Origin of the sequence: Janthinobacterium sp. 78 (genome assembly GCF_003096775.1) — a bacterium.
GTDB lineage: Bacteria > Pseudomonadota > Gammaproteobacteria > Burkholderiales > Burkholderiaceae_D > Janthinobacterium > Janthinobacterium tructae.
Genome location: NZ_QENT01000001.1, coordinates 1,514,094 through 1,539,128 on the forward strand (window position 1 = coordinate 1,514,094; position 25,035 = coordinate 1,539,128).

Here is a 25,035-nt window from a genome sequence, read left to right on the forward strand (position 1 = left end):
AATGATGCATACAGTCGCAGCAGTACAAATGATTTCTTCGCCGTCCGTGGCAGACAACCTGGCCACGGCGCGACGCCTGGTGGCGCAGGCTGCCGCCGCTGGCGCGCAGCTGGTGGTGTTGCCCGAATACTGGGCCATCATGGGCCAGCAGGAAACGGACAAGCTGGCCCATGCGGAACAGCCCGGTAGCGGACCGATCCAGGATGGCATGGCGCAGATGGCGCGCCAGCACGGCATCTGGCTGATCGGTGGCACCTTGCCCCTGATTTCCGGCGAGGAGGGCAAAGTCTTGAACACCACGCTGGTGTACGACCCGCAGGGCGAGCCGGCCGGCCGCTACGACAAGATCCACCTGTTCGGTTTTACGCGCGGCACCGAGTCGTACAATGAATCGCGCACCATCGTGCCCGGTGCGCAAGTGCGCGCGATCGAGACGCCGTTCGGCCGGGTTGGCCTGTCCATCTGCTATGACCTGCGCTTTCCCGAGCTGTACCGGGCCATGGGCGATTGCGCGCTGATCGTCGTGCCGGCCGCATTTACCTATACGACGGGCAGCGCCCACTGGGAAGTGCTGTTGCGCGCGCGCGCCATCGAAAACCAGTGCTATGTGCTGGCCTCGGCGCAGGGCGGCTTGCATCCGAACGGCCGGCGCACCTGGGGCCACAGCATGCTGATCGACCCGTGGGGCGAAGTGAAAGCCGTGTTGCCCGAAGGCGAGGGCGTGGTCAGCGGCGAGATCGACCTGGTGTTTTTGGCTGGCGTGCGCGAATCCTTGCCAGCGCTCGCGCATCGGACGATGTGAATTGAATTGTGAGAAAGAGTTATGAAGCCATTTGAACCCAATCTGTCCAGCCTGGCCGTGGCGCGCGAGATCCTGCTCACGCCGTTCGGCCTGGACGAAGACAAGCTACTCAAAGCCCTGGGCACGATGTTTACGCACAAGGTCGACTATGCCGACCTGTATTTCCAGTCGACCAGGAGCGAAGGCTGGAGCCTGGAAGAGGGCATCGTCAAGACGGGCAGTTTTTCCATCGACCAGGGCGTGGGCGTGCGCGCCGTGTCCGGCGACAAGACGGCCTTTGCGTATTCCGACGATATTTCCGAGCGGGCCTTGCTGGAAGCGGCAGCGGCCACGCGCACGATTGCGCGCGCGGGCGCCGGCAGAGTCAAGATCGCGGGCCAGATGCTTGCGCAGGGTGGGCGTTCGCTGTACCTGCCCAACGACCCGCTCGCCTCGCTGGACGCCACGGCCAAGGTGCAATTGCTTGAGCGCGTGGAAAAAATGGCGCGGGCGAAAGACCCCAGAGTCGTGCAGGTGATGGCGGGCCTGGCCGGCGAGTACGACGTGGTGCTGGTGCTGCGCAGCGACGGCGTGCTGGCGGCCGACATCCGCCCGCTGGTGCGCGTCTCGCTGACCGTCATCGCGGAACAGAATGGTCGCCGCGAAACGGGCTCGGCTGGTGGCGGCGGGCGTTACAGCTATGACTATTTCAGTGATGCCGTGCTGGAACAATATGCGGCAGACGCCGTCAACTCGGCCCTGGTGAACCTGGAAGCGCGCCCCGCGCCCGCCGGCCCCATGACCATCGTGCTGGGACCGGGCTGGCCCGGCATCCTGTTGCACGAGGCGATTGGCCATGGCCTGGAAGGCGATTTCAACCGCAAGGGTTCGTCCGCGTTTTCCGGATGCATCGGCGAGCGCGTGGCGGCCAAGGGCGTCACGGTGGTCGACGACGGCACCCTGGCTGGCCGGCGCGGCTCCCTGAATATCGACGACGAGGGCAACCCGACGCAGTGCACGACCCTGATCGAGGATGGCATCCTGAAGGGTTACATCCAGGACACGATGAATGCGCGCCTGATGAAGATGCCCGTGACGGGCAATGCGCGCCGCGAATCGTTCGCCCACCTGCCCATGCCGCGCATGACGAACACGTATATGCTGGGCGGCGACAAGGACCCGGGTGAAATCCTCGCTTCCGTGAAAAATGGTTTGTATGCCGTCAATTTTGGCGGCGGTCAGGTCGACATTACCAACGGCAAGTTTGTCTTCTCGGCCAGCGAAGCGTACATGATCGAAAACGGCAAGCTCAGCTATCCGGTCAAAGGGGCGACCCTGATCGGCAATGGTCCGGACGTGCTCAATCGCGTCTCCATGATCGGCAACGACATGCGCCTCGATTCGGGCGTGGGCGTGTGCGGCAAGGAGGGGCAGAGCGTGCCCGTGGGCGTGGGGCAGCCAACCCTGCGCCTCGATGGCATTACCGTCGGCGGCACAGCCTGATTTTTTGGATACTGCGCGGCCAACAAGGTTGTCGGATTACGCCCTCCGGGCTAATCCGACCTACTTTTTTCTGACATGGCGCGCGCGTAGGTCGGGTTAGCGCAAAGCGCGTAACCCGACACCACCATCACGCCAACACCACCGGCCGTGCCAACACGGTTGCTGGATTTCTCAGAACTTGTACTTCACCCCCGCACTGATAAAGCGTCCTGCCGCTCCCGCGTAGTCGAGCGGGTTGTAGCCCGTGGCGCCATACGTGAGCGGATCGAGCGGGGCGATCTTGTCGAACAGGTTTTGCACCGTTGCAAACACTTCCAGTTTGGGCGTGGCCAGCCAGCGGGCCGTCAGGTCCACCGTCGTGAACGAGGCGATGCGGCAGCCGCGCGGCGCGTCCGTGCCGTCGGCAAAGTGCGTGGCGCAGCCGTCCGGGTCATGCTTGAACAATACATTGTCGAGGTGGGCGCGGTAGTTGACGTTGGCGCTGACTCGCCAGTTCTGGCGTTCCCAGGTCGCTCCCAGGTTGATGCGGTCAGCCGGCGTGCCCATGCAGTTTGATATGTCGCAATTGCCATGCGTACCGGCAAAATCGCGCCGCGTGCCGTCCTGTTCCGTGCGCAGCCATTTGTACAGATGCGTCCACTTCAGGTCGAACACCAGGTTGCCATAGCCGCTGCCCAGATTGAAGCGCTGGCGGGCGTCGATATCGATACCGCGCACCGTCGTTTGTGCGGAATTGACATAGCTGCCGAGGACGGCCGTGATGGCGCCCGGATCACCAGGAATGCCGGTCGCCGTGGAGGGGTCGCGTGCCACATGGCCGGCGAGTATGGCCATATCGGTCTGTTCCTGGTTGATTTCATTCTTGCGCCGGATTTCCCACAGGTCGAACGACATGCTTGTCCGTGGCAATGGATCCCAGATGGCGCCGATGGAATAGCTCTTTGAACGTTCGGGCGAGAGGTTCGGGTTGCTTTTGGTAATGACAGCGATGTTGCTGGGGTCGCATGCTGCTTCGACGCCCAGTGCGCAGCGGACAGGATCGGTGCCAACAGAAAACGCCGCGAGGCCGCCGACGCCATTTTCTGCTGCATTGGGTGCCCGGAAACCCCGGGCGAAGGTGCTGCGCATGGCCAGTTCGCGTATCGGCGTCCATTTCACGCCCACCTTCGGCGTATAGGAATTGCCGACATCGGTGAAATGGTCAGCGCGCAGGGCGCCCGACAGTTCCACGCTTTTCAGCACGGGTGCCAGCACTTCGGCATACAAGGCTGTAGCGTTGCGGCTGCCCTTGTAAGCGGAGTAGCCCAAACCGATGATGTTGCCACGTTCGGTACCGGTGGTGGGCTGGAGTTCGGTCGATTCGTGGCGGAACTCGGCCCCCACAGCCACGCCGAGCCCTCCTCCATCGAGCTTGCCAATATCGCGGCTGGCCTTGAAATCGATTTGCGCGATGTGCGTCTTGCCTGCACTGGAAATGCGCGGTGACAGGGCAGCATACAGCGCGGCGGAATTGAGGCCGGCATTTTCTGCGATGCGCCACACGCTACCGGGAGGCAGGGCGGCATACGCCGGGTTGGCACTGGCTGCCGCCACGTTGGCGGCACTGGGGTTGAGCAGGGCGAAAGTCACGTCGCGTTGCAGATAGCCGCTGCTTTCGTTCGATACCTTGTTGCGCGAATAAAGCAGGGCGCTGTCGATATTCCAGCCCGCCAGCGTGCCCTTGATGCCGGCGGCGAAGCGGATAAAGGTTGAGTCGACGTCAGAAATACGGGGGCCGACATCGGCCGCCAGGTAGCGCAGACGCGCGGTGCGCCCGAAGTACGGGTTGTCAGGATGGTCTGCACCGAGTGACACGCTGGCAGTACTGATGGGGCCACCAGGATAAATGATCGTTCCATTGATGCCTGCCGGCGTCGTGGCCGCTGTGGAAGCGCTATGGTAAACATTCAGCTCGGCATAGGTTTGCAGTTCCGGCGTCAATTGCCGGGCGCCGCGGCCGAAGAAATTGATGTGTTTTTGGCTGGGTTGGATTTGCCCGTATTGTTGTGCCGCGTCAATGAGGCAACCGCCGCCCGGGTCGCCCTGCGGGTGATGCGTGAAGTTGCCGCAGGCGGCACCGGGGAAGGTGCGCGTAAAACCCGCGCCGGCCAGGTTGCCCCGGTTGTAGTAATCGAGCGTATCAGGGTTGCGCACATTGCCGTTGATGGCGCTGCCGGCCGCGTTATTGGTGGTGATGGCACCCGTGCCGCCTAGTGCTTCCTGAGCGCTGAAGCCCAGGTCGCGCAAGTCGCTGCGGCCGACGGCGCCGCGTCCGGCCCGGTCGCGGTTCCAGATGGCCCCTTTTTCGCTGTATTCCAGGTTCAGCAGCACGTTGTAGTGGTCCGTGTCGATGTCGCCGAAGCCGTGTGTGATGGTGGCGCGCGCGTCGCGCCCGTCCCAGTCCTTCGTCTTGCCGTAATTGCCCTTGATGGCCGTGCCTTGGTAGTCGCGCCGCAGGATGACGTTGACCACGCCGGCGATGGCGTCGGAACCATAGATGGCCGAGGCGCCATCCTTGAGGATTTCCACGCGCTCCACTGCTTCCAAGGGGATGATGTTCAGGTCGGCGAACACCTTCTGGCCATCGTCGGCCAGGCCGTAGGGCGCCACGCGGCGCCCGTTCAGCAGCACCAGCGTCGAGGCCGTACCCAGGCCGCGCAGCGAAATGCCTGAAGCACCGCTGGCGAAGCCGTTGCCGAAGGTGGTGGGCACGGAACCCTGGTTATCGACGGCCAGGGTTTGTAGCAGTTCGGCCACGCTGGCCTTGCCCGATTTTTCAATGTCGGCCGCGCTCAGGGTTTGCACGGCCGACGCTGTTTCAGCCTGGGCGCGGCGGATGTTCGAGCCGGTGATTTCCACGCGCTGCAGGGGCGCGGGTGCTGCATTGTCCTGTGCCAGGACGGGTAGACTCAGCAGTGCGCTGGCCAGTGCCAGGCCCAGGCGTGGTGGCGAAAAGGCAGCGGGCTGAAGCAAGGGGGTAGGGCTCATTGTGTTCTCCGGAAAGGTCAGGCAATCAAAGGTCGCCGATGCGTCCTTGAGTCTTGTCCGTCCGGTCTGCCCGGGATTAGATCTTGATCAGTAGTGTGTCGCTTGCCGTCGCCGCAATGGGCGTTGTGTGGTGTGCGCGCCACGACGGACTCAGCACTGGACTGACCATACCGGTCTCACGGCGCGCAACTTTTTATGCTTTTTTACGCACTTTGCCGTGTAAAACGGCAGCGGCATGCGGCTTTGCCGACAAATATGCTTGCCAACCCTTGCAATTTAGGTTTATAGTCGTTCATCACTTATGGATGACTCGCATGTTCTCTCGCCACTTTTTTACCGCTTATTTTTACTTTAGCAATTCCAACCCAAAGGCGGTGGAGTAGCGGTCGGTTCACGTAGCAGCAAAAAACGAGATCCCAGCAAATTCTAAAAAACCGCCACTGATGGCGGTTTTTTTTTACCCAGATGTTTTACCCTTCCTTAAATTTTGGAGAAAATGATGCCCCGCACCGATGATTTGCGCATTCGCGAAATGAAGGAATTGACCCCGCCGTCCCACCTGATCCGCGAATTCGCCTGCTCGGAGCAAGCCGAACAGACCGCTGCCAGCGCCCGTATCGCCCTGCACCGCATCCTGCACGGCCAGGATGACCGCCTGATGGTGGTGATCGGGCCGTGCTCCATCCACGACACCAAGGCGGCGATGGAATATGCGCGCCTGCTGGTCAAGGAGCGTGCGCGTTTCGCCGGCGAACTGGAAATCGTCATGCGCGTCTACTTCGAAAAGCCGCGCACGACGGTGGGCTGGAAGGGGTTGATCAACGACCCGTACATGGACAACAGCTTCCGCATCAACGACGGCTTGCGCATGGCGCGCGAACTGTTGCGTGATATCAATGAGCTGGGCTTGCCGGCTGGCACGGAATTCCTCGACGTCATCAGCCCGCAATACATCGCCGACCTGATCAGTTGGGGCGCCATCGGCGCGCGCACCACGGAGTCGCAGGTGCACCGCGAGCTGGCCTCGGGACTGTCGTGCCCGGTCGGCTTCAAGAATGGCACGGACGGCAATGTGAAAATCGCCGTGGAAGCCATCAAGGCCGCCTCGCAGCCGCACCATTTTCTCTCCGTCACGAAGGGCGGCCACTCGGCCATCGTCTCGACCAACGGCAATGAGGATTGCCACATCATTCTGCGCGGCGGGAAAACCCCGAACTATGACGCGGCCAGCGTGGACGAGGCTTGCAAGGCCATCGCCGCGCAAGGCCTGGCGGCGCGCCTGATGATCGACGCCTCGCATGCGAACAGCTCGAAGAAACCGGAAAACCAGATCCCCGTGTGTGCCGACATCGCCAGCCAGGTGGCCGGCGGCGACAGCCGCATCGTCGGCGTGATGGTGGAATCGCACCTGGTGGCAGGACGCCAGGATTTGATCCCGGGCAAGGAATTGATCTATGGCCAATCCGTCACGGATGGCTGCATCGACTGGAGCGCCAGCGTGGCCGTGCTGGAAAACCTGGCGGCGGCCGTCAAGCTGCGCCGTCTGCAGGGCGACGCGGAATAAGGTGGCGCGCAGCATGAAAAAAAGCCCGGAAAGCTAAAGCTTTCCGGGCTTTTCAGTTTTCAGCTCACGCTGAGCTTAGAACTTGTAGGAACCGCTCAGGTAGAACTGGCGGCCCAGGGCGCTCGAGTACGATGGGTTGTAGCCCACTTGATGCGAACCAGTGTTACGCAAGGTGAACGGCGGATTGCGGTCGAACAGGTTCAGGATGCCGCCCGTGATTTCCACGTTCTTCAGCGGACGGTAAGCTGTCTGGAAGTCGAAGGTGGTGTAGCTCGGCACTTCCAGCTGGACGCCATAGCATTCGCCAGGGCTGCCGGCCACGATCACGGCGCAATCGTCAGCCGTCTGTTCCTTGTCCGTATAGCCATTGCGGTAGCTGGCGCTCAGCGTATGCGTGAACTTGGCCGTCTCATACGTGCTGGTGGCGCGGATGATGTTGCGGAAGCTGACCTTGTCGTTCGAACCGTAGCGATTCAGGCTGGTTTCCCATTGATCATTGGTGCCTGGCGTCGTGTAGCGCGAGCGCAGCAGGTAGGTACCCATCAGTCGGCTCGTCAGGCGGCCGTCCAGCAGCTTCATCTTGTGGGTGAAGTCGTAGTCGATACCGCGGTTTTCCACTTTGCCGATGTTGATAGGCAGCAGTTTGACGGCCAGTACGTCGAGGCCCGTCGAAGTGATGTGCTTGGTGGTGAACAGGTTGGCGTACTTGGCTGGATTGTTGAAGATCAAGCCTTCGGAGACCGAGGTCACCTGGTCGTTGATCTGCACGTTCCACAGGTCGAACGACATCGACAGGCTGTCGATCGGCTCGAACACGGTGCCGATGCTCCATTGCTTCGACGTTTCCGGTTTCAATTCCGGATTGCCGCCCTGGAAGGCTTCGAACTGCTGGCGTCCCACGCCGCTGCAGTAGCCGGCCAGCGGATGGCCGCCCATGCCGTTCGCTGCCGTCAATGGGCATTGGTAGTTACCGCCCGTGACGCCCCAGTCTTCCAGCGGACCGGCGATTTCCTGCATGCTGGCGGCGCGGAAGCCGGTGCCGGCGGCGGCGCGGAACATCAGGTTCTTGGTCGCCGAGTATTTGCCGCTGATTTTCCAGGTGGTGGCGTTTTCTTTCTTGCCTACCGTCTTGCCCGTCAGCTTGTCGTCGATGGCGCTGATCTGGTCATAACGCAGCGAACCGGTCACTTCCAGTTTTTTTGAAATCGGCAGCATCAGTTCGGCATATGCACCCGCATTGTCGCGTGCGTATTCGCTGTCGACTTGCGCATTGTCAAACAGGATCTGCGCCTGTTTGGCGACGTCCGCCTGTTGCACCTTGTACGAGGTATTGCGGTAATCGGCGCCCACGCCCAGCATGGCGGTGCCGCCTGGCAGCGAGAACACGGGACGCGAAGCGCGGCCATCGACGCCTTTCATTTCCACGGTTTGCGTGTTGTAGGTGCCGCTGAAACCGGTGCCCATCAATGCCTGGCGCATGGCGTCCGGCATGGTGCCCACAGGGTAGGCGAACGGGTCGATATTGCCGGCGGCGATTTGCGCGTCGAACTTGTCGGACAGCGGGAAGCCGCTGACGTAGTCTTGTGTTTGCTTGTTTTTCGAGTACGTCACGGCCGTGTTGACATCCCAGCCGAATGCACTGCCTTCCACGCCACCGACGAGGTGGGTGGCCTTGGTGCCGTAGTCGTACACGCGGTTGCCCATTTCCGACAGGCGGTATTTGGCGACGCCGCTCACGGCATTGGCCAGTTGCGTCGGGGTCAATTGCGAGGCCAGGTACTTGCTGAACAGTGGCGAAGTCGGGGAAATGGAGAAATCGGCCGGGTAAGGCGCGATGCTGGCCTTGATGCTCGCTTCGGTGTAGGCGAAGTCATAGAAGCCCTGCCAGCCGGTCTTGCCCAGCTTGACGCTACCCGAGCTGAACAGCGAGTCGCGCTTCGATTCCGGATTGATTTCAATGGTCGACGGCGAGTCGAAATAGCAGTTGCCGTCGCCGTAGAAGTCCATATTGCCAGGCGCGCACTTGCCGCCATTGGCCATTGCATACGGATTGGCCAGGTTGACGCTGTCGACAAACGGCTTGTTCGTTTCTGGATTGATCACCACATTGCCGTTCGCATCGGTACGGTTGTAGTTGACGCTGGCATTGGCCGGCGCCGAGCGCGAGGAACCGTTGATGAATTGCAGTGCCTTGCCGGTCTTCGGATCGTTGAAATTGATGATGCCGCTTTTCGCGAAGCTGCGCTGCGAGGCTTTCAGCGACTTTTGTTCGTCATGGCTGGCCGACACGAAGATGCTGTAGCCGTCTTCATCGATGTCGCCGAAGCCCTTGCTGATCGAAATCGAGTTGCTGGCGCCGCCTTTTTCTTCAGGACGCGAATACTTGGCATTGATTTCCAGCGGCGATGTGCCTTTTTTCAGGATGAAGTTGACCACGCCGGCGATGGCGTCGGCGCCATACAGGGCCGAGGCGCCGTCCGTCAGCACTTCCACGCGCTCGATGGCGGCCAGTGGAATGGAATTGAGGTCGATGGTGGTGCCTGAATTGGATGGCGCAAGACGGCGGCCGTTCAGCAGCACCAGCGTGTAGGCTGCGCCAATATCGTGGATCGAGGCCGTGGTGACGCCACCGCCGCCGCCGCCCACCGAATCGGCAGCCACGGAGAAGCCCTGCATCGCCGGGATTTGCTGGATGAAATCGGTGACCGTGGTGACGCCCGTTTTCTTGATATCTTTTTGATTGAACGTCTGCACCGGCAGCGATGCTTCGGAAGCGATGCGCTTGATGCTAGAACCGGTGACTTCCACGCGCTGCATGGTGCCATCTGTTGTTTCTTGCGCATACGCGGCATGCATGCTCAGGGCCATGCCGCCAGCAAACATCAGGCGCAAGGAGCGCGACATTACATTTTCTATCATCATCTGAAATTCCTTGGTATTGTGATAAAGATGGCATTTATTTTGAAATAACTTGTTGTCTGCTAGCAATTTATTTGTTTATTTCAAAATCCACCAATGAAAATTCTGTAAATTTTCAGGGTCCTCATCAAAACATTCACGATTCAGATTGTCAATTTCGTGCGGACTTTTTGGATGAAATGCAACATTTTCCTGTTTTTTTTATAATCCTTCAGTAATAAAGTATCGTGAACCCTTGTCAGCCGTGCTCAGATGGGTAAAATAAAACGGCGCACATCATCGCTGACGGCGCCGCTTTTCTGTTGCTGGCACGCTGTTGCCAGCGTTGCCTGTTTTATCCATCGACCTGAAAATTCCCCTTAAAACGTATAGCTGCCGCGCAGGTAATACGCGCGCCCGATCGGATCCGTGTAGCGCGGGTCATAGCCTTTCTGGAACATCGTGCCCTGGTTTGAGAACGGCGGTTCCTTGTCCAGCAGGTTTTTCACGCCAGCCGTCAGCAACAAGCCCTTCCACGCATAACTGCCCGACACGCCAAGCAGGCTGTAGGACGGCACATCGTGCTTGTATTGATCGGCAACATTGTTCTGGTCCGTATAGCCGGACTTGAACGATTGCGACACGGTGGCACCCCAGTTGCCCATGCGCCAGTTCAGCGCCGCCGTGTGCTTCCAGCGGAAGACGGGATTGTTGTCCGCATAGCGGCCCACGTTGGCGATGAATTCGCCGCCGCGCTCGTTCTGGTAGTCATACTTGTGGGTCCAGGTGCCGTCGACCGACACGCTGAAATCACCGTAGGCGCCACGGCCCAGGCGCGCATTCAGGCTGACGTCGATGCCGTCGGTTTTCACTTCACCGAGGTTGTCGTTCAGGTCGAGAATGGCGAAAGGCGAGCCGTCGGGATTGCGCAGGAACAAGGCCTTGTATCTCTCGTAGTTGCCATAGATCGATTGCTCTGGCAGCGAGGAAATCTTGTCTTTCAGGTGGATGTTCCAGTAGTCGACGGCAACGGTGATTTCCTTGACCGGTTCGAGCACCAGGCCGAAGGCAAACGTGGTGGATTTTTCCGGTTTCAGCTTTTCATTACCGCCTTGCAGCTTGAATTGCTGCAAGTCGCAATCGCGCAGGGGATTGGCACCGGGCTGCGGCACGCCGCCCGGGCACAGAATCGGGTCGTTGTAGGAGTCATTGGTATCGTTCTTCGACGGCGGCGCGTTCTTTTCAAACAAGGTCGGTGCGCGGAAACCCGTGCTGGCCGAACCGCGCAGCACCAGCGCGCTGTTGGCCTGGTAGCGCAGGGCCAGCTTGGGATTGGTGGTGCTGCCCACGTCGCTGTAATGGTCGAAGCGGGCCGCCAGCTGCACTTCCAGGTCCTTGATCAGCGGCAAGTTGACTTCGCCGAAGACGGCCTGGATGGTGCGCGAACCGCTTTTGGACAGCGAACCGGACAGGCCGGAACTGGTGGCCTGGCTGGCGATATCGCGGTTGACATTGAAGTCGGCTTTTTCACGCCGCAGTTCACCGCCGAGAGCGATAGCCAGCGGGCCGCCGGCCAGTTGCATCAGTTCGCGGCTGCCCTTGATGTCGAAGCCCGTGGTGGTGACCTTGGCGCTCTGTACTTCGCCGCGCAGGGCGGTGCTGTCCAGGTAAGCCTTGCCGGCCGCATCCTGTTCGCCGAAGGGATTCAGGATGCCATTGAGCACGCCAGCGGCAAAACCCGCATCCTGCACGTAGCCGCCCGTAAATTTCTCGGACGACTTGCTGATCGCATGGCTCAGGCCCGTCTTGTAGTCCCAGCCCGCCAGCTCGCCTTCGAGCGCCAGCACCAGGCGGTCCGCCTTGCCGGTGGAATCGATCTGCCGCTGGCCTGCTTCCACGGGGCGCCAGTTGACGCTTAGCGGCTGGCCCGACAACCCCGGTTGGGCCGGCACGCCGCCCGCATTGCCCGGATAGTATTTGCTGGTATTGGGCAAGATCAAGCCCGTTTGCGGTGGCGGCGCCGTGCGCGCCTTCACCTTGTTTTCCGAATGCAAGTATTCGAGCGTGGCCAGGTGGCCGCCGCCCAGCTTGAAGGCGCCCTTGCCGAAGAAGGCGACTTGTTCCTGTTCCGGCAGGTCGTCGATCTGGCGCGTGTAATCCTGGCGGCAAGTGCCACTCCCGGAGGGGATGGCCAGCGGCGGCCTGCATCCTGCGGCAGCGTAAGGATTGCCGGCCAGGCCCTTGCCGCCATCTGCGGCCGCATCAAAATAGTTGCCTGGGAAGGTGGTGCCGCTGGTACCTTTGGTCACGCTCACGCCCCGCTCGGGAAAGACGCCGGTCTGGGAAAAATCGCGGTCTTGCGAGGTCAGCACATTTTGCTTGTGGTAATCGACCACGCCGAAAATATTGTAGCCGTCCGTATCGAGCTTGCCGAAGCCCGTCGACAGGTTGATGCGGTGTTCGCCAGCCCCCTTGTGCTCGGGCGCGATGACTTCGGCGGTAATGTTGGTGACATTGATCGAGCGCTTGGTGATGAAGTTGATGACGCCGCCGATGGCGTCCGTGCCGTAGATGGCCGAGGCGCCGTCGCGCAGCACTTCGACGCGCTCCAGCGCGGCGATGGGAATGATGTTCAGGTCGACGCTGGCACCGTCATACGGATGGTTGGCGATGCGCCGGCCATTGAGCAGCACCAGGGTCTTGTCGCCGCCCAGGCCGCGCAAGTCGGCGCTGGCCTGGCCGCCCGTGGGCAAGCCGCTGGTATTGCCGCCGACGGCATTGCCGCTGCCCATGCTGGAGGAATTCGAGGGTATCTTGCTGAGCACTTCCTGGGCTGTCGTCAGGCCCTGCTTGGCAAAGTCTTCGGCCTTGAAGATGGAGAGAGGGGTGGCTGTTTCCGAAACCAGCCGCTTGATGGAGGAACCGGTGACTTCTACGCGCTGCATGCCGGTCGTTTCACCGGTTTCCTGGGCCAGTGCCGGCTGGCTGAGGATGCCGGCGGCGAGGCCGCCGGCGCAGATCAAACGGATGGAGCGGGACAAGCATATTTCTCTAATCATGTTCAAGACTCCTGATAAAGCGGTTGGCTAAAAGGGCAAGAACGGCCGCGCCGGTAAGCACGTCCGAGAATATTGAAAATGTGAAATGATTTATCTCTTTTCAATTGATTGAATGTAATGATTAACAAAACTCTTTGTCAACAGGGTGTTGTACTTTGTGTTTTTAAACAACGACGTCCATTCAGTGATTATGATTTAAAACAAAGTGTCCTCGTTTGGTGGTGTATTCCCCGCTGAAACTGTTTTTTGCTGCGCAGCGTGCGCCCCGGCACTGAATGCTGTACTGCAGCGTAGATGTCCGATCGGTTTTTGCCTTGCCGATGAAAACCGGGTGTGGTGCAATGCAGCAAAATCGGGCGGGCAGCGGGCCGGGAGTGGCGGCCCCTGCATTTCTCTTTGTCGGTGAGGGGGAAACTGCGTTATCGTTACGCGTTTTTCAGGCAGTCGAGACGGCTGCAAACAAGGCACAGATCTTGCGAGGATGGACTGGTTTTGGCGGTGGAATCCTGTATCCCAGGGGGAAGCCAGTACAAGCGCACCAATACGGTGCGACAGATAATCGAGATGAAGGGTATTACATGAAGTCACCATGGATGCGGCGCGTGGCGCTGCTCGCCTGCCTGGCCACCCTGCCGCTGGCGGCCGTTGCCGCCGATGCCGCCCCCGCTGCGGGCGCGCCGGTAAAAACCTTGCGCTATATCTTGCCGGCCGCCGAGACGGGCTTCGATCCGGCTACCGCGCGCGACCTGTATTCGAACCACATCACGCAGGCCGTCTTCGACACCCTGTACACGTATGACTACCTGGCGCGCCCCGTCAAGGTCGTGCCGGGCGCCGCCGCCGCCATGCCGGAAGTATCAAGCGACGGCAAGACTTACACCATCCGCCTGAAAAAAGGCATCCTGTTTACGCCCGACGCCGCGTTCGGCGGCAAGCGCCGCGAACTGACGATGGCCGATTATGTGTATTCGTGGAAGCGATTGTTCGACCCGCGCCTGGCCTCGCCGCACAGCTGGCTGTTCGAAGGCAAGGTAGTGGGCCTGGACGACCTGGCCAAGGATGCCGCCAAGGCGAACAAGCTCGATTTCAACAAGAAGGTAGCGGGCCTGGAAATCCTCGACCCGTACACCTTGCGCATCACGCTGACCAAGACCGATTTCAATTTCCCCATGATCCTCGCCTACGTGCCGACGGCCGCCGTGGCGCGTGAAGTGGTGGACAAGTATGGCGACGTGAAGGGCGAAGTTGGCTCGAATCCCGTCGGCACCGGCTACTACACGCTCGGTGAATGGACGCGCGGCAACCGCATCGTCCTGAACCGCAACCCGCAGCACTTGCCCGAGACGTGGAATTTCATGGCCGGCGACGACCCGGACGACCAGCGCATCGTGCGCCAGATGCAGGGCAAGCGCATTCCCGCCATCGACCGCATCGAAATTTCCGTCATGATCGAAGACCAGTCGCGCTGGCTGTCGTTCCAGAGCGGTGGCACGGACGTGTTCTGGCTCGACGGCCCGCTGGCGCCGAAGGCGCTGCTCAACGGCAAGCTGCGTCCCGAGCTGGCGGAAAAGGGCGTGCAACTGTCGCGCCTGCTCGATCCCGAGATCAGCTATTACTACTGGAATATGGAAGATCCGACCCTCGGTGGCTTCAGCAAGGAAAAGATCGCGCTGCGCCGCGCCATTGCCATGGCGCACAATATCGATGAGGAAATCCGCATCATCTGGAATGGCCAGGCCAAGCGCCTCGACTATCCGATCCCACCGGGCGTGGTCGGCTACGATCCCCACTACAAATCGCTGCTGCAATACGATCCCGTGCTGGCAAACAAATTGCTGGATAAATTCGGCTACAAGAAGGGCGCCGATGGCTGGCGTACTTTGCCGGACGGCAAGCCGCTGCTGATCCGCTACGCTTCGCGCAACGAAGCCAATGGCGTGCTGCAGGCGGAAATGTGGCGCAAGACGTACAACTCGCTGGGCATCCGCATGGAAAACGACCGCATGATCTTTTCCGACATTTTAAAGACGGAAAAGCAGTGCAAGATGCAGACGCGCACGGCGCCGTGGCTGGCTGACTATCCGGACGGCGACAACTTCATGCAGCTGTTCTACGGCCCGAACACGCACCAGAACAACAATGGCTGCTACCAGGATCCCGAATACGATAAATGGTACGCGGCCAGCCAGGCCATGCCGGCCAGCCCCGAGCGCGATGAACTGTTCCACAAGATGGCGCGCCGCCTGGAAGTCAATGCGGGCGCCCTGATCGGCTATGCGCGCTACCGCAACATGCTGGCGCAAAAGACGGTGCAAGGCTACAAGAAGCACCCGATCCTGTTCCAGGAATGGGCCTTCATGGACATCGACAGCAATGGCGCACCAGTTCCGGCGCCAGCCGCCAAATAAGCGCAGCTTATAAAAACAAGGAATCATTATGTTTGCTTATATCCTGCGCCGTCTGTGGCAGATGCTGCCCACCATGCTGGGCGTCGTCCTGCTGGTGTTTATCCTGTTCAACTGGGTAGGCGGCGACCCCGCCTACATCCTGGCCGGCAAGATGTCGAGTGCGGAAAGCATCGCCAACATCCGCCGCCAGCTCGGCGTCGACCAGCCGTACTACGTGCAGCTGTGGATCTTCATCAAGCAGATCGTCACGTTCGACTTCGGCCAGAGCTGGGCCACGGGGGAATCCGTGTCGCACATCATCACGTCGCGCCTGGGGCCGTCGATGATGGTCTTGATTCCGCTGACCGTGCTGGAAACGTTTTTTGGCGTGGCGCTGGCGCTGGCCATCGCCTTCGTGCGCGGTTCGCTGACGGACCGCATGGTGATGATCGCCTGCACGGTGGGCATGTCGATTTCCATCCTCGTCTACATCATCGTCTTCCAGTACGGCTTCGCCTATAAACTGGGCCTGTTCCCCGTGCAGGGCTGGGGCGACAGCTTCTGGGAAAACCTGCTGCGCTATTCGACCCTGCCGATCCTGATCGGCCTGGCCGTCTCCATCGCACCGACCCTGCGCCTGTTCCGCACTTTCGTGCTGGACGAGGCCAACCAGGATTACGTGCGCACGGCGCGCGCCAAGGGCCTCAAGGAAGGCCGCATCATGTGGGTCCACGTGCTGCGCAACGCCGGCATTCCCATCATTACCTATGTGATGTCGAACTTGCCGGCCCTGTTGATCGGCGCTTTCCTGCTCGAGCGCTTCTTTGGCATCCCCGGCATCGGGCGTGAAGTGATTCTGGCGGTCGAGCGTAGCGACTTTCCGGTGATCAAGGCGATCACCGTGTATGTTGCCGCCGCCACCATGCTCTTCAACCTGCTCACCGACCTGCTGTACCAGGCGGTCGATCCTCGCGTACAACTGAAGTAGAAAGAGACGATGTCGAAACCTCATACATCGCCCGGCCTGTGGGCCCTGGCGTGGCGCCGTTTGCGCGGCGACAAGATTGCAATGGTATCGCTGGCCGTGGTCGGCGCCTTTTTCCTGCTGGTGCTGGCCTCCGCCAGTGGCCTGCTCGCCTCGAACTGGGAAGACGAAGTGGCCGTCAGCTATGCGCCGCCCACCTTCATCGGTGCCGACAAGGACGCGTCCGCGTCCGGTGATGGCGCCATTCCTCTGACGGACGAGCGCAGCGCGCCCACAACCGTCAACGTGCTCGATCCGCTGGCCGACGATATCGCCGAACTGCGCGCGCAGATGGGCAGTAACCCATCGGCTGGCGTCGAGATGTACGGCGTCACCGACCCGCTGGCCGACGACTTGACGGCCTTGCGCGCCGGCATGGGCAAGGCCAAGAAATTGATCGCGCACAAGGCGGCAACCTTGCCGTTCGGCGCCGACAAGTGGGGCCACGACATCGTGCAGAAAACCATCAAGGGCGGCGAGACGTCGATCGTCGTGGGCCTGGTGGCAGCCTTGCTGGCCGTGGTGCTGGGCACGATTTTTGGCGCCGTGTCCGGCTACTTCGGCGGCATCGTCGATGATTTTTTCAACTGGTTCTACAGCATTTTTACCTCGATTCCGTCGATCCTGATGATTCTCACTGTGGCGGCCGTGCTGCAGCAAAAGGGCGTGCTGACCATCGTGCTGATCCTGGGGCTGACGGGCTGGACGGGGCCGTACCGTTTGATCCGCGCCGAATACATCAAGCACAAGGCGCGCGAATACGTGATGGCGGCCGACGCCATCGGCGCCTCGCACTGGCGCAAGATGTTTTCCCACATCTTCCCCAACGTCAGTCACGTGGCCTTGGTGCAAATGTCGATTCTGGTGGTGGGCTTCATTAAGGCCGAAGTGATTCTGAGCTTCCTCGGCTTTGGCGTGCCGGTGGGCACCGTCTCGTGGGGCAGCATGCTCAACGAGGCACAAAATGAACTGATCCTGGGCAAATGGTGGCAGCTGACCGCCGCCGCCACGGCGATGGCCGTGCTGGTGACGGCGTTCTCGCTGTTTACCGATGCCTTGCGCGATGCGCTCGACCCCAAAGTGAAATAGGAGTTGCTCATGGACCAGAATAACCTGTTGGAAGTGCGCGACCTGCGCGTCACCTTCCGCCTGGACAAGAAGACCACGTTCGAAGCCGTCAAGGGCATCTCGTTCAACGTGCCGCGCAACAGCACCGTGGCGCTGGTGGGCGAATCGGGCAGCGGCAAGTCCGTCAGCTCTTTGGCCGTGATGGGCTTATTGCCGCCTGATAACACCATCATCGATCCCGGATCGAGCATCCACTTTGGTGGACGCGACTTGCTCAAATTGTCGATCGCCGAGCGGCGCACCATGTGCGGCAAGGATATCTCGATGATCTTCCAGGAGCCGATGTCGTCGCTGAACCCCGTGTTTACCGTCGGCTTCCAGATCGCCGAAGTGTTGCGCCAGCACATGGGCATGAACCGCAAGCAGGCGCGCACGCGCACCTTGGAGTTGCTCGACGAAGTGGGCATACCCGATCCCGCCAGCAAGATCGACGCCTACCCGAGCCAGATGTCGGGCGGCCAGCAGCAGCGCGTGATGATCGCCATGGCGATTGCCTGCGAACCGAAACTGCTGATCGCCGACGAGCCGACGACGGCGCTGGACGTGACGATCCAAAAGCAGATCATGGACCTGATCGCGGCGCTGCAAAAGAAACATCAGATGTCCGTGCTCTTCATTACCCACGACCTGGGCCTGGTGGGAGAGATCGCCGACCAGGTCATCGTCATGCGCCACGGCGAAGTGCGCGAAACGGGCGAAGTGCGGCAAGTGTTTGAAGCGCCGCAAGACAGCTACACGAAAGCCCTGCTGCATTGCCGTCCGTCGCTGGACGAGCGCCCATGGCGCTTGCCCGTGATTGCCGATTACATGGACGGCAAAGCCGGTCCCGGCATCGACATGAAGCAGCGCACGCGCGGCTACACGCCGGGCGACGAACCCGTGCTGGTGGTGAATAATTTAAGCAAAAGCTTTTATACGCGTGTTGGCTTGTTCGGCAAGCGCGAATTCCAGGCCGTCAAGGACGTGTCGTTCACTTTGCCACGCGGAAAAACACTGGGCGTGGTGGGTGAATCCGGTTCCGGCAAGACGACGGTGGGATTGACCTTGCTGCGCTTGCACCAGGCGACGGGCGGCACGGCCATGTTCCACGGCAAGGACCTCATTGCCATGCCGAACAAGGAGTATTTGCCGTACAAGCGCCGCATCCAGATCATCTTCCAGAATCCATACGCCTCGCTCAATCCCAGGTTTACTGTCGGCCAGATCTTGCTCGAACCGATGCGTATCCACAAGATCGGCGCGAACGACCAGGAACGCATCGCCAAGGCCTACTGGCTGCTCGACAAGGTGGGCTTGCCGGAGCAGGCATTCCACCGCTATCCGCACGAGTTCTCGGGCGGGCAACGCCAGCGCATCGCGATTGCCCGCTGCCTGACCATGCAGCCGGAAATTCTGGTGTGCGACGAATCCGTCTCGGCGCTGGACGTGTCGGTGCAGGCGCAGGTACTGAATTTGCTGCAGGACTTGCAGGATGAATTTGGCCTCAGTTACATCTTCATCTCGCACGATTTGTCGGTGGTGAAATACATCGCCGACCAGGTGATGGTGATGCACAAGGGGCAAGTGGTGGAGCTGGCCGATTCGGACGAGCTGTACCGCAATCCCGTGCATCCGTACACGCGCACCCTGCTGAGCGCCATACCCAAGGGCGTGCAGTTGTAGGGGGATTTTTACGGTAAGATAGCGGCCATGCCCAACCTCATTTACCTGCTCGAACATTACGGTGTCCTGATTGTCTTTGGCATCGTGCTGGTAGAGCAGCTCGGCTTGCCGATTCCCGCCTTTCCCATCCTCGTGGTGGCGGGGGCGCTGGCCGTCGATGGCGACATGAATGGGGGGCTGGTGCTGGCCGCCGCGCTCGGTGCTTGCCTGATCAGCGACTTCACATGGTTCCGCGCGGGCCGCCATTTCGGCAAGCGCATCCTGCGCCTGCTGTGCCGCATCTCGCTGTCGCCCGATTACTGCGTCAGCCAGACGGAAGACAAATTCAAGCGCTGGGGGCCGAAAGCCCTGATCGTCTCCAAGTTCGTGCCGGGATTCAATACCGTGGCCGCGCCGATGTCGGGCGCGCTGGGCACGCCGCCGGGCCTGTTCTTCCTGTACGCAGGCCTGGGCGCCTTGCTGTGGAGCGGCACGGGCATCGTCGTCGGCGTGATTTTCCATGCCAGCGTGCAGCAGGTGCTCGACTTGCTCAGCACCATGGGCAGCACGGCCTTGCTGATGCTGGCGACCTTGCTGGGCTTGTTCCTGCTGTATAAATTTCTCGAGCGCCGGCGTTTCCGCCAAGCCTTGCAGATCGAGCGCATCGGTATCGATGAATTGCTCGAACTCATAGAGCAGGGCGAAGAGCCGCTGATGGTCGACGCGCGCAGCGCCACGGCGCAAGCGCTGGAACCGGCCGTGCCGGGCGCCTTGTTCTTCAATGGCAAGGAACCTGTGCCCGCCATGATCGCCATGGACAAGGACCGCCACATCATCGTGTATTGCAGTTGTCCCAACGACGTGACGGCCGCGCAAGTGGCCAAGCTGTTGCACCAGCACGGCTTTCACCGGGCCAAGCCCCTGCACGGCGGCCTCGATGCGTGGAATGCCGCCTACCGCTCGGACCAGCCGGCGCCTGCCAGCCTGCTGGGCGAAGGCATGCCCTCCTGATCAGTAAAAACCGGTAGTAATAATACGAAAACGCCTTTTCCAAGCGACCAGGACGGTAGCGCCACGCCTGCGCCGTCCCGTACAAAGCGGCTTTGCGCAAACTCCGGCATACTTTGCTTGCAAGGCGATTCCTGCTGCTGTGCAGCATGCTTTTCGCGCGCTTGCCGTATGCAAGTACTTACTATAAAGCATTGTTCTTGAGTAATTTTGGCCCTGCCTGTTGCATTTGGAGTGGAACTACCAATAAAGGCTGGTTTTGATGTACTTAAACTACAAACTTTGCTTGCCTCCGGGCGCATTCATCCTTTAAGCTTGGCGTCCCATGCGTCCCACTTCATCATTTAAAATCATGAGCGCTTCGTCTTCTCCCGTACTGCCGACTTCCGCCTTCGCCGATGGACCGCGCCTGCTGGCCGACGTGGGCGGCACCAATGCCCGTTTCGCCCTGGAAGTGGCCGCTGGCCACATCACCCTGGTCGAAGTGCTGCCCTGTGCCGATTACCCGAGCCTGTCCGCCGCCCTGCAAGCCTATCTGGCCCTGCCGCACATCGCCGCCGCCGGCGGGCAAGCCGTGCGCCATGCCGTGATCGCCATCGCCAACCCGGTCGACGGCGATTTCCTCAGCATGACGAATCACCACTGGTCGTTCTCGATCCGCGCCATGCGCGAAGAGTGCGGTTTCACGACCCTGGACGTGGTCAACGATTTCACGGCCCTGGCGCGTTCCTTGCCACAGCTGTCGAACGAGCAAAAGCACCAGGTGGGCGCGGGCACGGCCCGTCCGAACACGGCCATCGGCCTGATCGGCGCCGGCACGGGCCTGGGCGTGTCGGGCCTGATTCCCTCGCACGGCGGCTGGATCGCCCTGCAAAGCGAAGGCGGCCACGTCAGCTTCGCACCGTTCAATGAAGTGGAAGTGAGCATCCTGCAATTTGCCTGGCGCGAATACGAGCACGTCTCGGCCGAGCGCCTGATTTCCGGCGATGGCCTGGAGCTGATCTACCGCGCCCTGGCCGACCGCGCGGGCGTGCCGGCGGAAGCCTTGCCGGCGGCGGAAATCACGCGCCGCGCGCTGGCTGGCGAATCCCAGCTGTGCGACGACGTCATCGAAGCGTTCTGCTGCATGCTCGGTACGGTGGCGGGCAACGTCGCCGTCACGCTGGGCGCGCTCGGCGGTATTTATATCGGTGGCGGCATCGTGCCACGCCTGGGGGCGCGCTTCGACCGCTCCGGTTTCCGCGCCCGCTTCGAGCGCAAGGGCCGCTTTGCCAATTATGTGTCGCAAGTGCCGACCTTCGTCATCACGGCGCAGTACCCGGCTTTCCTGGGTGCATCGGCCATTCTCTCGGAGAAACTCGCCTCCCTGTGATGCGGGCAGTGGGTGATGTGTCGCGCCAGGACCGGGTAAAACGCGTGTTTTGCCCGGTTTTGCGCTTTTCCGCTTTTTATCAGGTACAATTGGCATCGTTGGATGAAACGACGACTGTCGCTCTCCTGTCTGGCTGAATCTTCGCCACGGGAAAAGCAGCTGCTCCGGAGATCGTTTCATTGCTGGTTACTTAGTGAAGGTTAATTAAGGCCAGCACCATGGATGGCAGGACTTTCACTGCATCCGCTTTAATCCCGCTTTGCGCGCATCGGCCAAGGCGTCGGAAAAACAGCCTCAACTTGTAACCCAGCACGGCGTCATCATCGATGTCTGCCATCTGTTACGTTGAAATGAACGTTTTTGATTTCTTTCTCTGCCTACGAATTGCAATACACATCCGCACAGAATTGCTATGAATACAATTGAGGCTAAAAAAGTCCTCGAAACCGCGTTGCTGTGCGCTCGTGAATCGCTGACGATCCACAGCCTGAAAAAGCTGTTCGTCGATGCGGACGAGAACGGTCGCGTGCGTGGTGTCGGCGTCGGCGCCGACACGATCAAGCAATTGCTGGAAGAATTGCGGCAGGAGTGGGAAGGGCGCGGCATCGAGATCGTCAGTCTGGCGTCGGGCTGGCGCTTTCAAAGCCGCCCGGAAATGAAGATGTATCTGGATCGCATGACGCCCGAGCGGCCGCCCAAGTATTCGCGGGCGACCCTGGAAACCCTGGCCATCATCGCCTACCGCCAGCCGGTGACGCGCGGCGATATCGAGGAAATCCGTGGTGTTGCCGTCAATTCGCAGACGATCAAGATGCTGGAAGACCGTGGCTGGGTTGATGCCATCGGTTACCGCGACGTGGTGGGACGGCCGGCCTTGCTGGCCACCACCAAGCAGTTTTTGGATGACCTGGGTTTGCATTCGCTGTCCCAGCTGCCGCCTTTGCAGCAAATCAGTGACATGCAGGGCAATGGGCTCGAAGCCCTGGAAGCGGCCCTGCAAGAAAATTTTGACAAGGCAAGCAATGAGCTTGTCCCCCAGCTTGGTGCAGGTAACAATACGGCTGTGACAGATGTAGATGTGACAGCAAGCCTTGATGCCGGCCCCGATGCTTCGCCCACGGACGAAGCCTACACTCACGACCCTGCGCCAGAACTAACGGTTGACGCTGCGCCAGGTCAGCACAGCCAAGAAACGAAGAATGAATAATCCGAACACACCCGAGACAGTAATCGCCAGCGACGAAGCCATCGTTGCCAAGCCCAAGCGCCGCACCAAGGCCCAGATCGAAGCCGACGCGGTTGCTGCAACCGCTGTTGCCGCCGCCGGCGATGCCGTCGCTGCCAAGCCGAAGCGCCGCACCAAAGCCGATGTGGCCGCCGACGCGCCCGTCACTGCCGCTGCTGCAGGCGATTCTGCCGCAGAAGCTGCGCCAGCCGTCAAGAAAACCCGCGCCAAGCCGGTCCTGAAGGCCGTGGCCGACGCCGCGGAAGCCGCTGCCGAAGCAGTCGCCGAAGTTGCCAGCACCCCGGCGCCGCGTCCGCCGCGCGCCCGCGCCGCCGCCAAGGCTGCTGCCGCCGAGGCGGAAGCCGCGCCGGAAGTCGTCGCTGACAAGCCGGCCGAAGCACGCCCTACCCGTGGTCCGCGCCAGATGCGTGGCGTGCAGGCGGAACGCGCACTGCGCCAGCCGGCGCGCGCCGAAGCGCCGCAGGCGGCCGAAGCCGTTGCAGCAGCGCCTGCCGCAGAGCAAGCTGCCGCGCCTGTCGCCGATGTGTTCGATGCCGAAGGCAACCTCGTGTCCGGTCCGCGCCTGCCGCGCGGTCCGCGCAACGATGTGCCGGGCGCCGGCAAGAATGCCGGTAAGAGCCGAAAAAAGGGCAAGGGCCGCCAGGCTGCGCCAGGTAAACTCAGTGACGCTGACGCGGTCTTCTCGTTCGTCACCTCCGACGCGTTCGACAGCGAAGAAGGCGGCACGGGCCGCGTGCAGAAAGTGGCCGTGCGCCGCGACCTGACGTCCGACGACGACGCGCCGAAGCTGCACAAGGTGCTGGCCGAAGCCGGTCTCGGTTCGCGCCGCGACATGGAAGACTTGATCATGTCGGGCCGCGTGTCCGTGAATGGCGAGCCAGCCCATATCGGCCAGCGCATCCTGCCGAGCGACCACGTGCGCATCAATGGCAAGTTGATCCAGCGCCGCGTCAGCAAGAAGCCGCCACGTGTGCTGGTGTACCACAAGCCGGCCGGCGAAATCGTCAGCCACAACGACCCGGACGGCCGTCCATCCGTGTTTGACCGCCTGCCGACCATGAAAGCCGGCAAATGGCTGGCCGTTGGTCGCCTCGACTTCAACACGGAAGGCTTGCTGCTGTTTACCACTTCCGGTGACCTGGCCAACCGCCTGATGCACCCGCGCTACGGCATCGACCGCGAGTACGCCGTGCGTACCCTGGGCGAGCTGGAAGAGGGCATGCGCCAGAAGCTGCTGGCCGGCGTCGAGCTGGAAGACGGCCTGGCGCAATTTTCGAAGATCGCCGATGGCGGCGGCGAAGGCATCAACAAGTGGTACCGCGTGGTGATCGGCGAAGGCCGTAACCGCGAAGTGCGCCGCATGTTCGAAGCGATCGGCCTGACCGTTTCGCGCCTGATCCGTACCCGCTACGGCGCCATGACCCTGCCGAGCGGCCTGAAGCGCGGCCGTTGGGAAGAGATGGAAGAAAATACCGTGCGCGATCTGTTGACCGCCTACGGCATTGAAAAGAAAATGCCGGCATCGGGCGACCCCCGTGCCGCTGGCGCCGCCAAGGGCCGCGAAGCGCGCAAGGTCGAACGCAAGGACCGCGATGACGAGCCGAATGGCAACCGCATCGATGTCAGCAACCGCAACGCCGATCCATTCCCGGTCGCACCGCGCCGTGGCCAGCCGCAAGGCCAGTTTGCCCGTCCGCAAGGCCAGGGTCGTCCAGGCGGCACCGGTCGTCCAGGCGAAGCGCGTGGTCCTGGTCGTGGCCAGCCGCAAGGTCCGTTCCAGGGCGGCCAGCCGCGTTCGTCGGCATCGTTCGACGGTGCGCCGCAAGGCCAGGGTCGTCCGCCGCGTGCGGCAGGCCAGGGTCAGGGGCGTCCTGCCGGTGCTGAAGGCCGCGCGCCGCAGCGCGGTCCACGCCAGCCCGATCCGCTGCAAACGACCTTCGGCTTTGCCAACACGGGTCCGCGCCGCAATGCGGGCGGTGGTGCCGGTGGTCAGGCGCGTTCCGCTGGTCAGCCGCGTGGCGGCATGGACCGTGGCGGCATGGATGGCATGCCGCGCCGTCGCAGTAAAGGTTAAATCAGGGGATTTCTTCTTGCGCGCCCGCTAATCTGCTGCGGGCGCGCGCTCTTGTAACTGTTGTAAGCCGGGCCTCTCCTTGTGCGCGGCATTGCGGCGAAGTTAATAAGAGGTTATAATCTGCAGCCTAATAAAAGTTCTCCGCAGGGTTGTTTGGCGGGGAGTGCTTATCTGGTTGGGGAAGTACAGGAAGATGGGCAGATGCCCATTTTTTTTTTGTTGAACCGTTTGTCATGGCTCCGCAAGGGGCCATATATGACTTGAATGCGTGTTTTTGCATGTTGTCGGCGCTCAATGCGGCGCTGTCATGCCAAAAACGGGCC

The 25,035-nt window shown here is 61.2% G+C and carries 14 protein-coding genes; 11 read left to right on the plus strand and 3 right to left on the minus strand.

Annotated elements, in window-relative coordinates; genetic code table 11:
• Position 1 precedes the first annotated feature (1 nt).
• Positions 2 to 802 (plus strand): carbon-nitrogen hydrolase family protein, encoded by an 801-nt coding sequence (locus C8C92_RS06700; protein WP_116743322.1) that lies wholly within the window; start codon positions 2 to 4, stop codon positions 800 to 802.
• Positions 803 to 823: 21 nt separating this feature from the next.
• Positions 824 to 2,284, plus strand: coding sequence for a metalloprotease TldD (gene tldD, locus C8C92_RS06705; protein ID WP_099760457.1), 1,461 nt, complete (start codon positions 824 to 826; stop codon positions 2,282 to 2,284).
• Between the two features lie 171 nt (positions 2,285 to 2,455).
• Here the strand turns inward: tldD and C8C92_RS06710 are convergent, their stop codons facing one another.
• Positions 2,456 to 5,311, minus strand: a complete 2,856-nt coding sequence (locus C8C92_RS06710; RefSeq protein WP_116743323.1) for a TonB-dependent receptor — start codon at positions 5,309 to 5,311, stop codon at positions 2,456 to 2,458.
• Positions 5,312 to 5,810: 499 nt separating this feature from the next.
• On the opposite strand from C8C92_RS06710, the gene aroG reads away from it, so the two are divergent.
• Entirely contained in the window at positions 5,811 to 6,875 is a 1,065-nt protein-coding gene (gene aroG, locus C8C92_RS06715) for a 3-deoxy-7-phosphoheptulonate synthase AroG (RefSeq protein WP_099760455.1), read from the plus strand.
• Between the two features lie 75 nt (positions 6,876 to 6,950).
• On the opposite strand, the gene C8C92_RS06720 is transcribed toward aroG, so the two are convergent.
• Together C8C92_RS06720 and C8C92_RS06725 are read right to left on the minus strand one after the other, a co-directional pair.
• Positions 6,951 to 9,797 carry a TonB-dependent receptor gene (locus C8C92_RS06720; protein WP_099760454.1) on the minus strand — a complete coding sequence of 949 codons (2,847 nt, stop codon included), beginning with the start codon at positions 9,795 to 9,797 and terminating at the stop codon, positions 6,951 to 6,953.
• A gap of 356 nt (positions 9,798 to 10,153) precedes the next feature.
• Positions 10,154 to 12,832, minus strand: a complete 2,679-nt coding sequence (locus C8C92_RS06725) for a TonB-dependent receptor (protein WP_116743325.1) — start codon at positions 12,830 to 12,832, stop codon at positions 10,154 to 10,156.
• A 578-nt stretch (positions 12,833 to 13,410) separates the two neighbouring features.
• Between C8C92_RS06725 and C8C92_RS06730 the strand changes: the two genes are divergently transcribed.
• From C8C92_RS06730 to rluB, 8 genes are all read left to right on the plus strand, one after another.
• Positions 13,411 to 15,240 (plus strand): ABC transporter substrate-binding protein, encoded by a 1,830-nt coding sequence (locus C8C92_RS06730; RefSeq protein ID WP_243420130.1) that lies wholly within the window; start codon positions 13,411 to 13,413, stop codon positions 15,238 to 15,240.
• Between the two features lie 28 nt (positions 15,241 to 15,268).
• Complete coding sequence (locus C8C92_RS06735; RefSeq protein WP_070219240.1) at positions 15,269 to 16,207, plus strand: ABC transporter permease; 939 nt, start codon at positions 15,269 to 15,271, stop codon at positions 16,205 to 16,207.
• Between the two features lie 9 nt (positions 16,208 to 16,216).
• The gene (locus C8C92_RS06740; RefSeq protein WP_116743327.1) at positions 16,217 to 17,332 is read left to right on the plus strand and encodes an ABC transporter permease; all 1,116 of its coding nucleotides are present in this window, start codon (positions 16,217 to 16,219) and stop codon (positions 17,330 to 17,332) included.
• A gap of 9 nt (positions 17,333 to 17,341) precedes the next feature.
• Entirely contained in the window at positions 17,342 to 19,033 is a 1,692-nt protein-coding gene (locus tag C8C92_RS06745) for an ABC transporter ATP-binding protein (protein ID WP_116743328.1), read from the plus strand.
• A 27-nt stretch (positions 19,034 to 19,060) separates the two neighbouring features.
• The gene (locus tag C8C92_RS06750) at positions 19,061 to 20,023 is read left to right on the plus strand and encodes a VTT domain-containing protein (RefSeq protein WP_071079180.1); all 963 of its coding nucleotides are present in this window, start codon (positions 19,061 to 19,063) and stop codon (positions 20,021 to 20,023) included.
• A gap of 349 nt (positions 20,024 to 20,372) precedes the next feature.
• The gene (locus C8C92_RS06755) at positions 20,373 to 21,392 is read left to right on the plus strand and encodes a glucokinase (protein WP_099760448.1); all 1,020 of its coding nucleotides are present in this window, start codon (positions 20,373 to 20,375) and stop codon (positions 21,390 to 21,392) included.
• A 412-nt stretch (positions 21,393 to 21,804) separates the two neighbouring features.
• Complete coding sequence (scpB, locus tag C8C92_RS06760; protein WP_099760447.1) at positions 21,805 to 22,599, plus strand: SMC-Scp complex subunit ScpB; 795 nt, start codon at positions 21,805 to 21,807, stop codon at positions 22,597 to 22,599.
• Entirely contained in the window at positions 22,592 to 24,712 is a 2,121-nt protein-coding gene (gene rluB, locus C8C92_RS06765) for a 23S rRNA pseudouridine(2605) synthase RluB (protein WP_116743329.1), read from the plus strand. The genes scpB and rluB overlap by 8 nt, the downstream gene beginning before the upstream one ends.
• Positions 24,713 to 25,035: the final 323 nt, after the last annotated feature.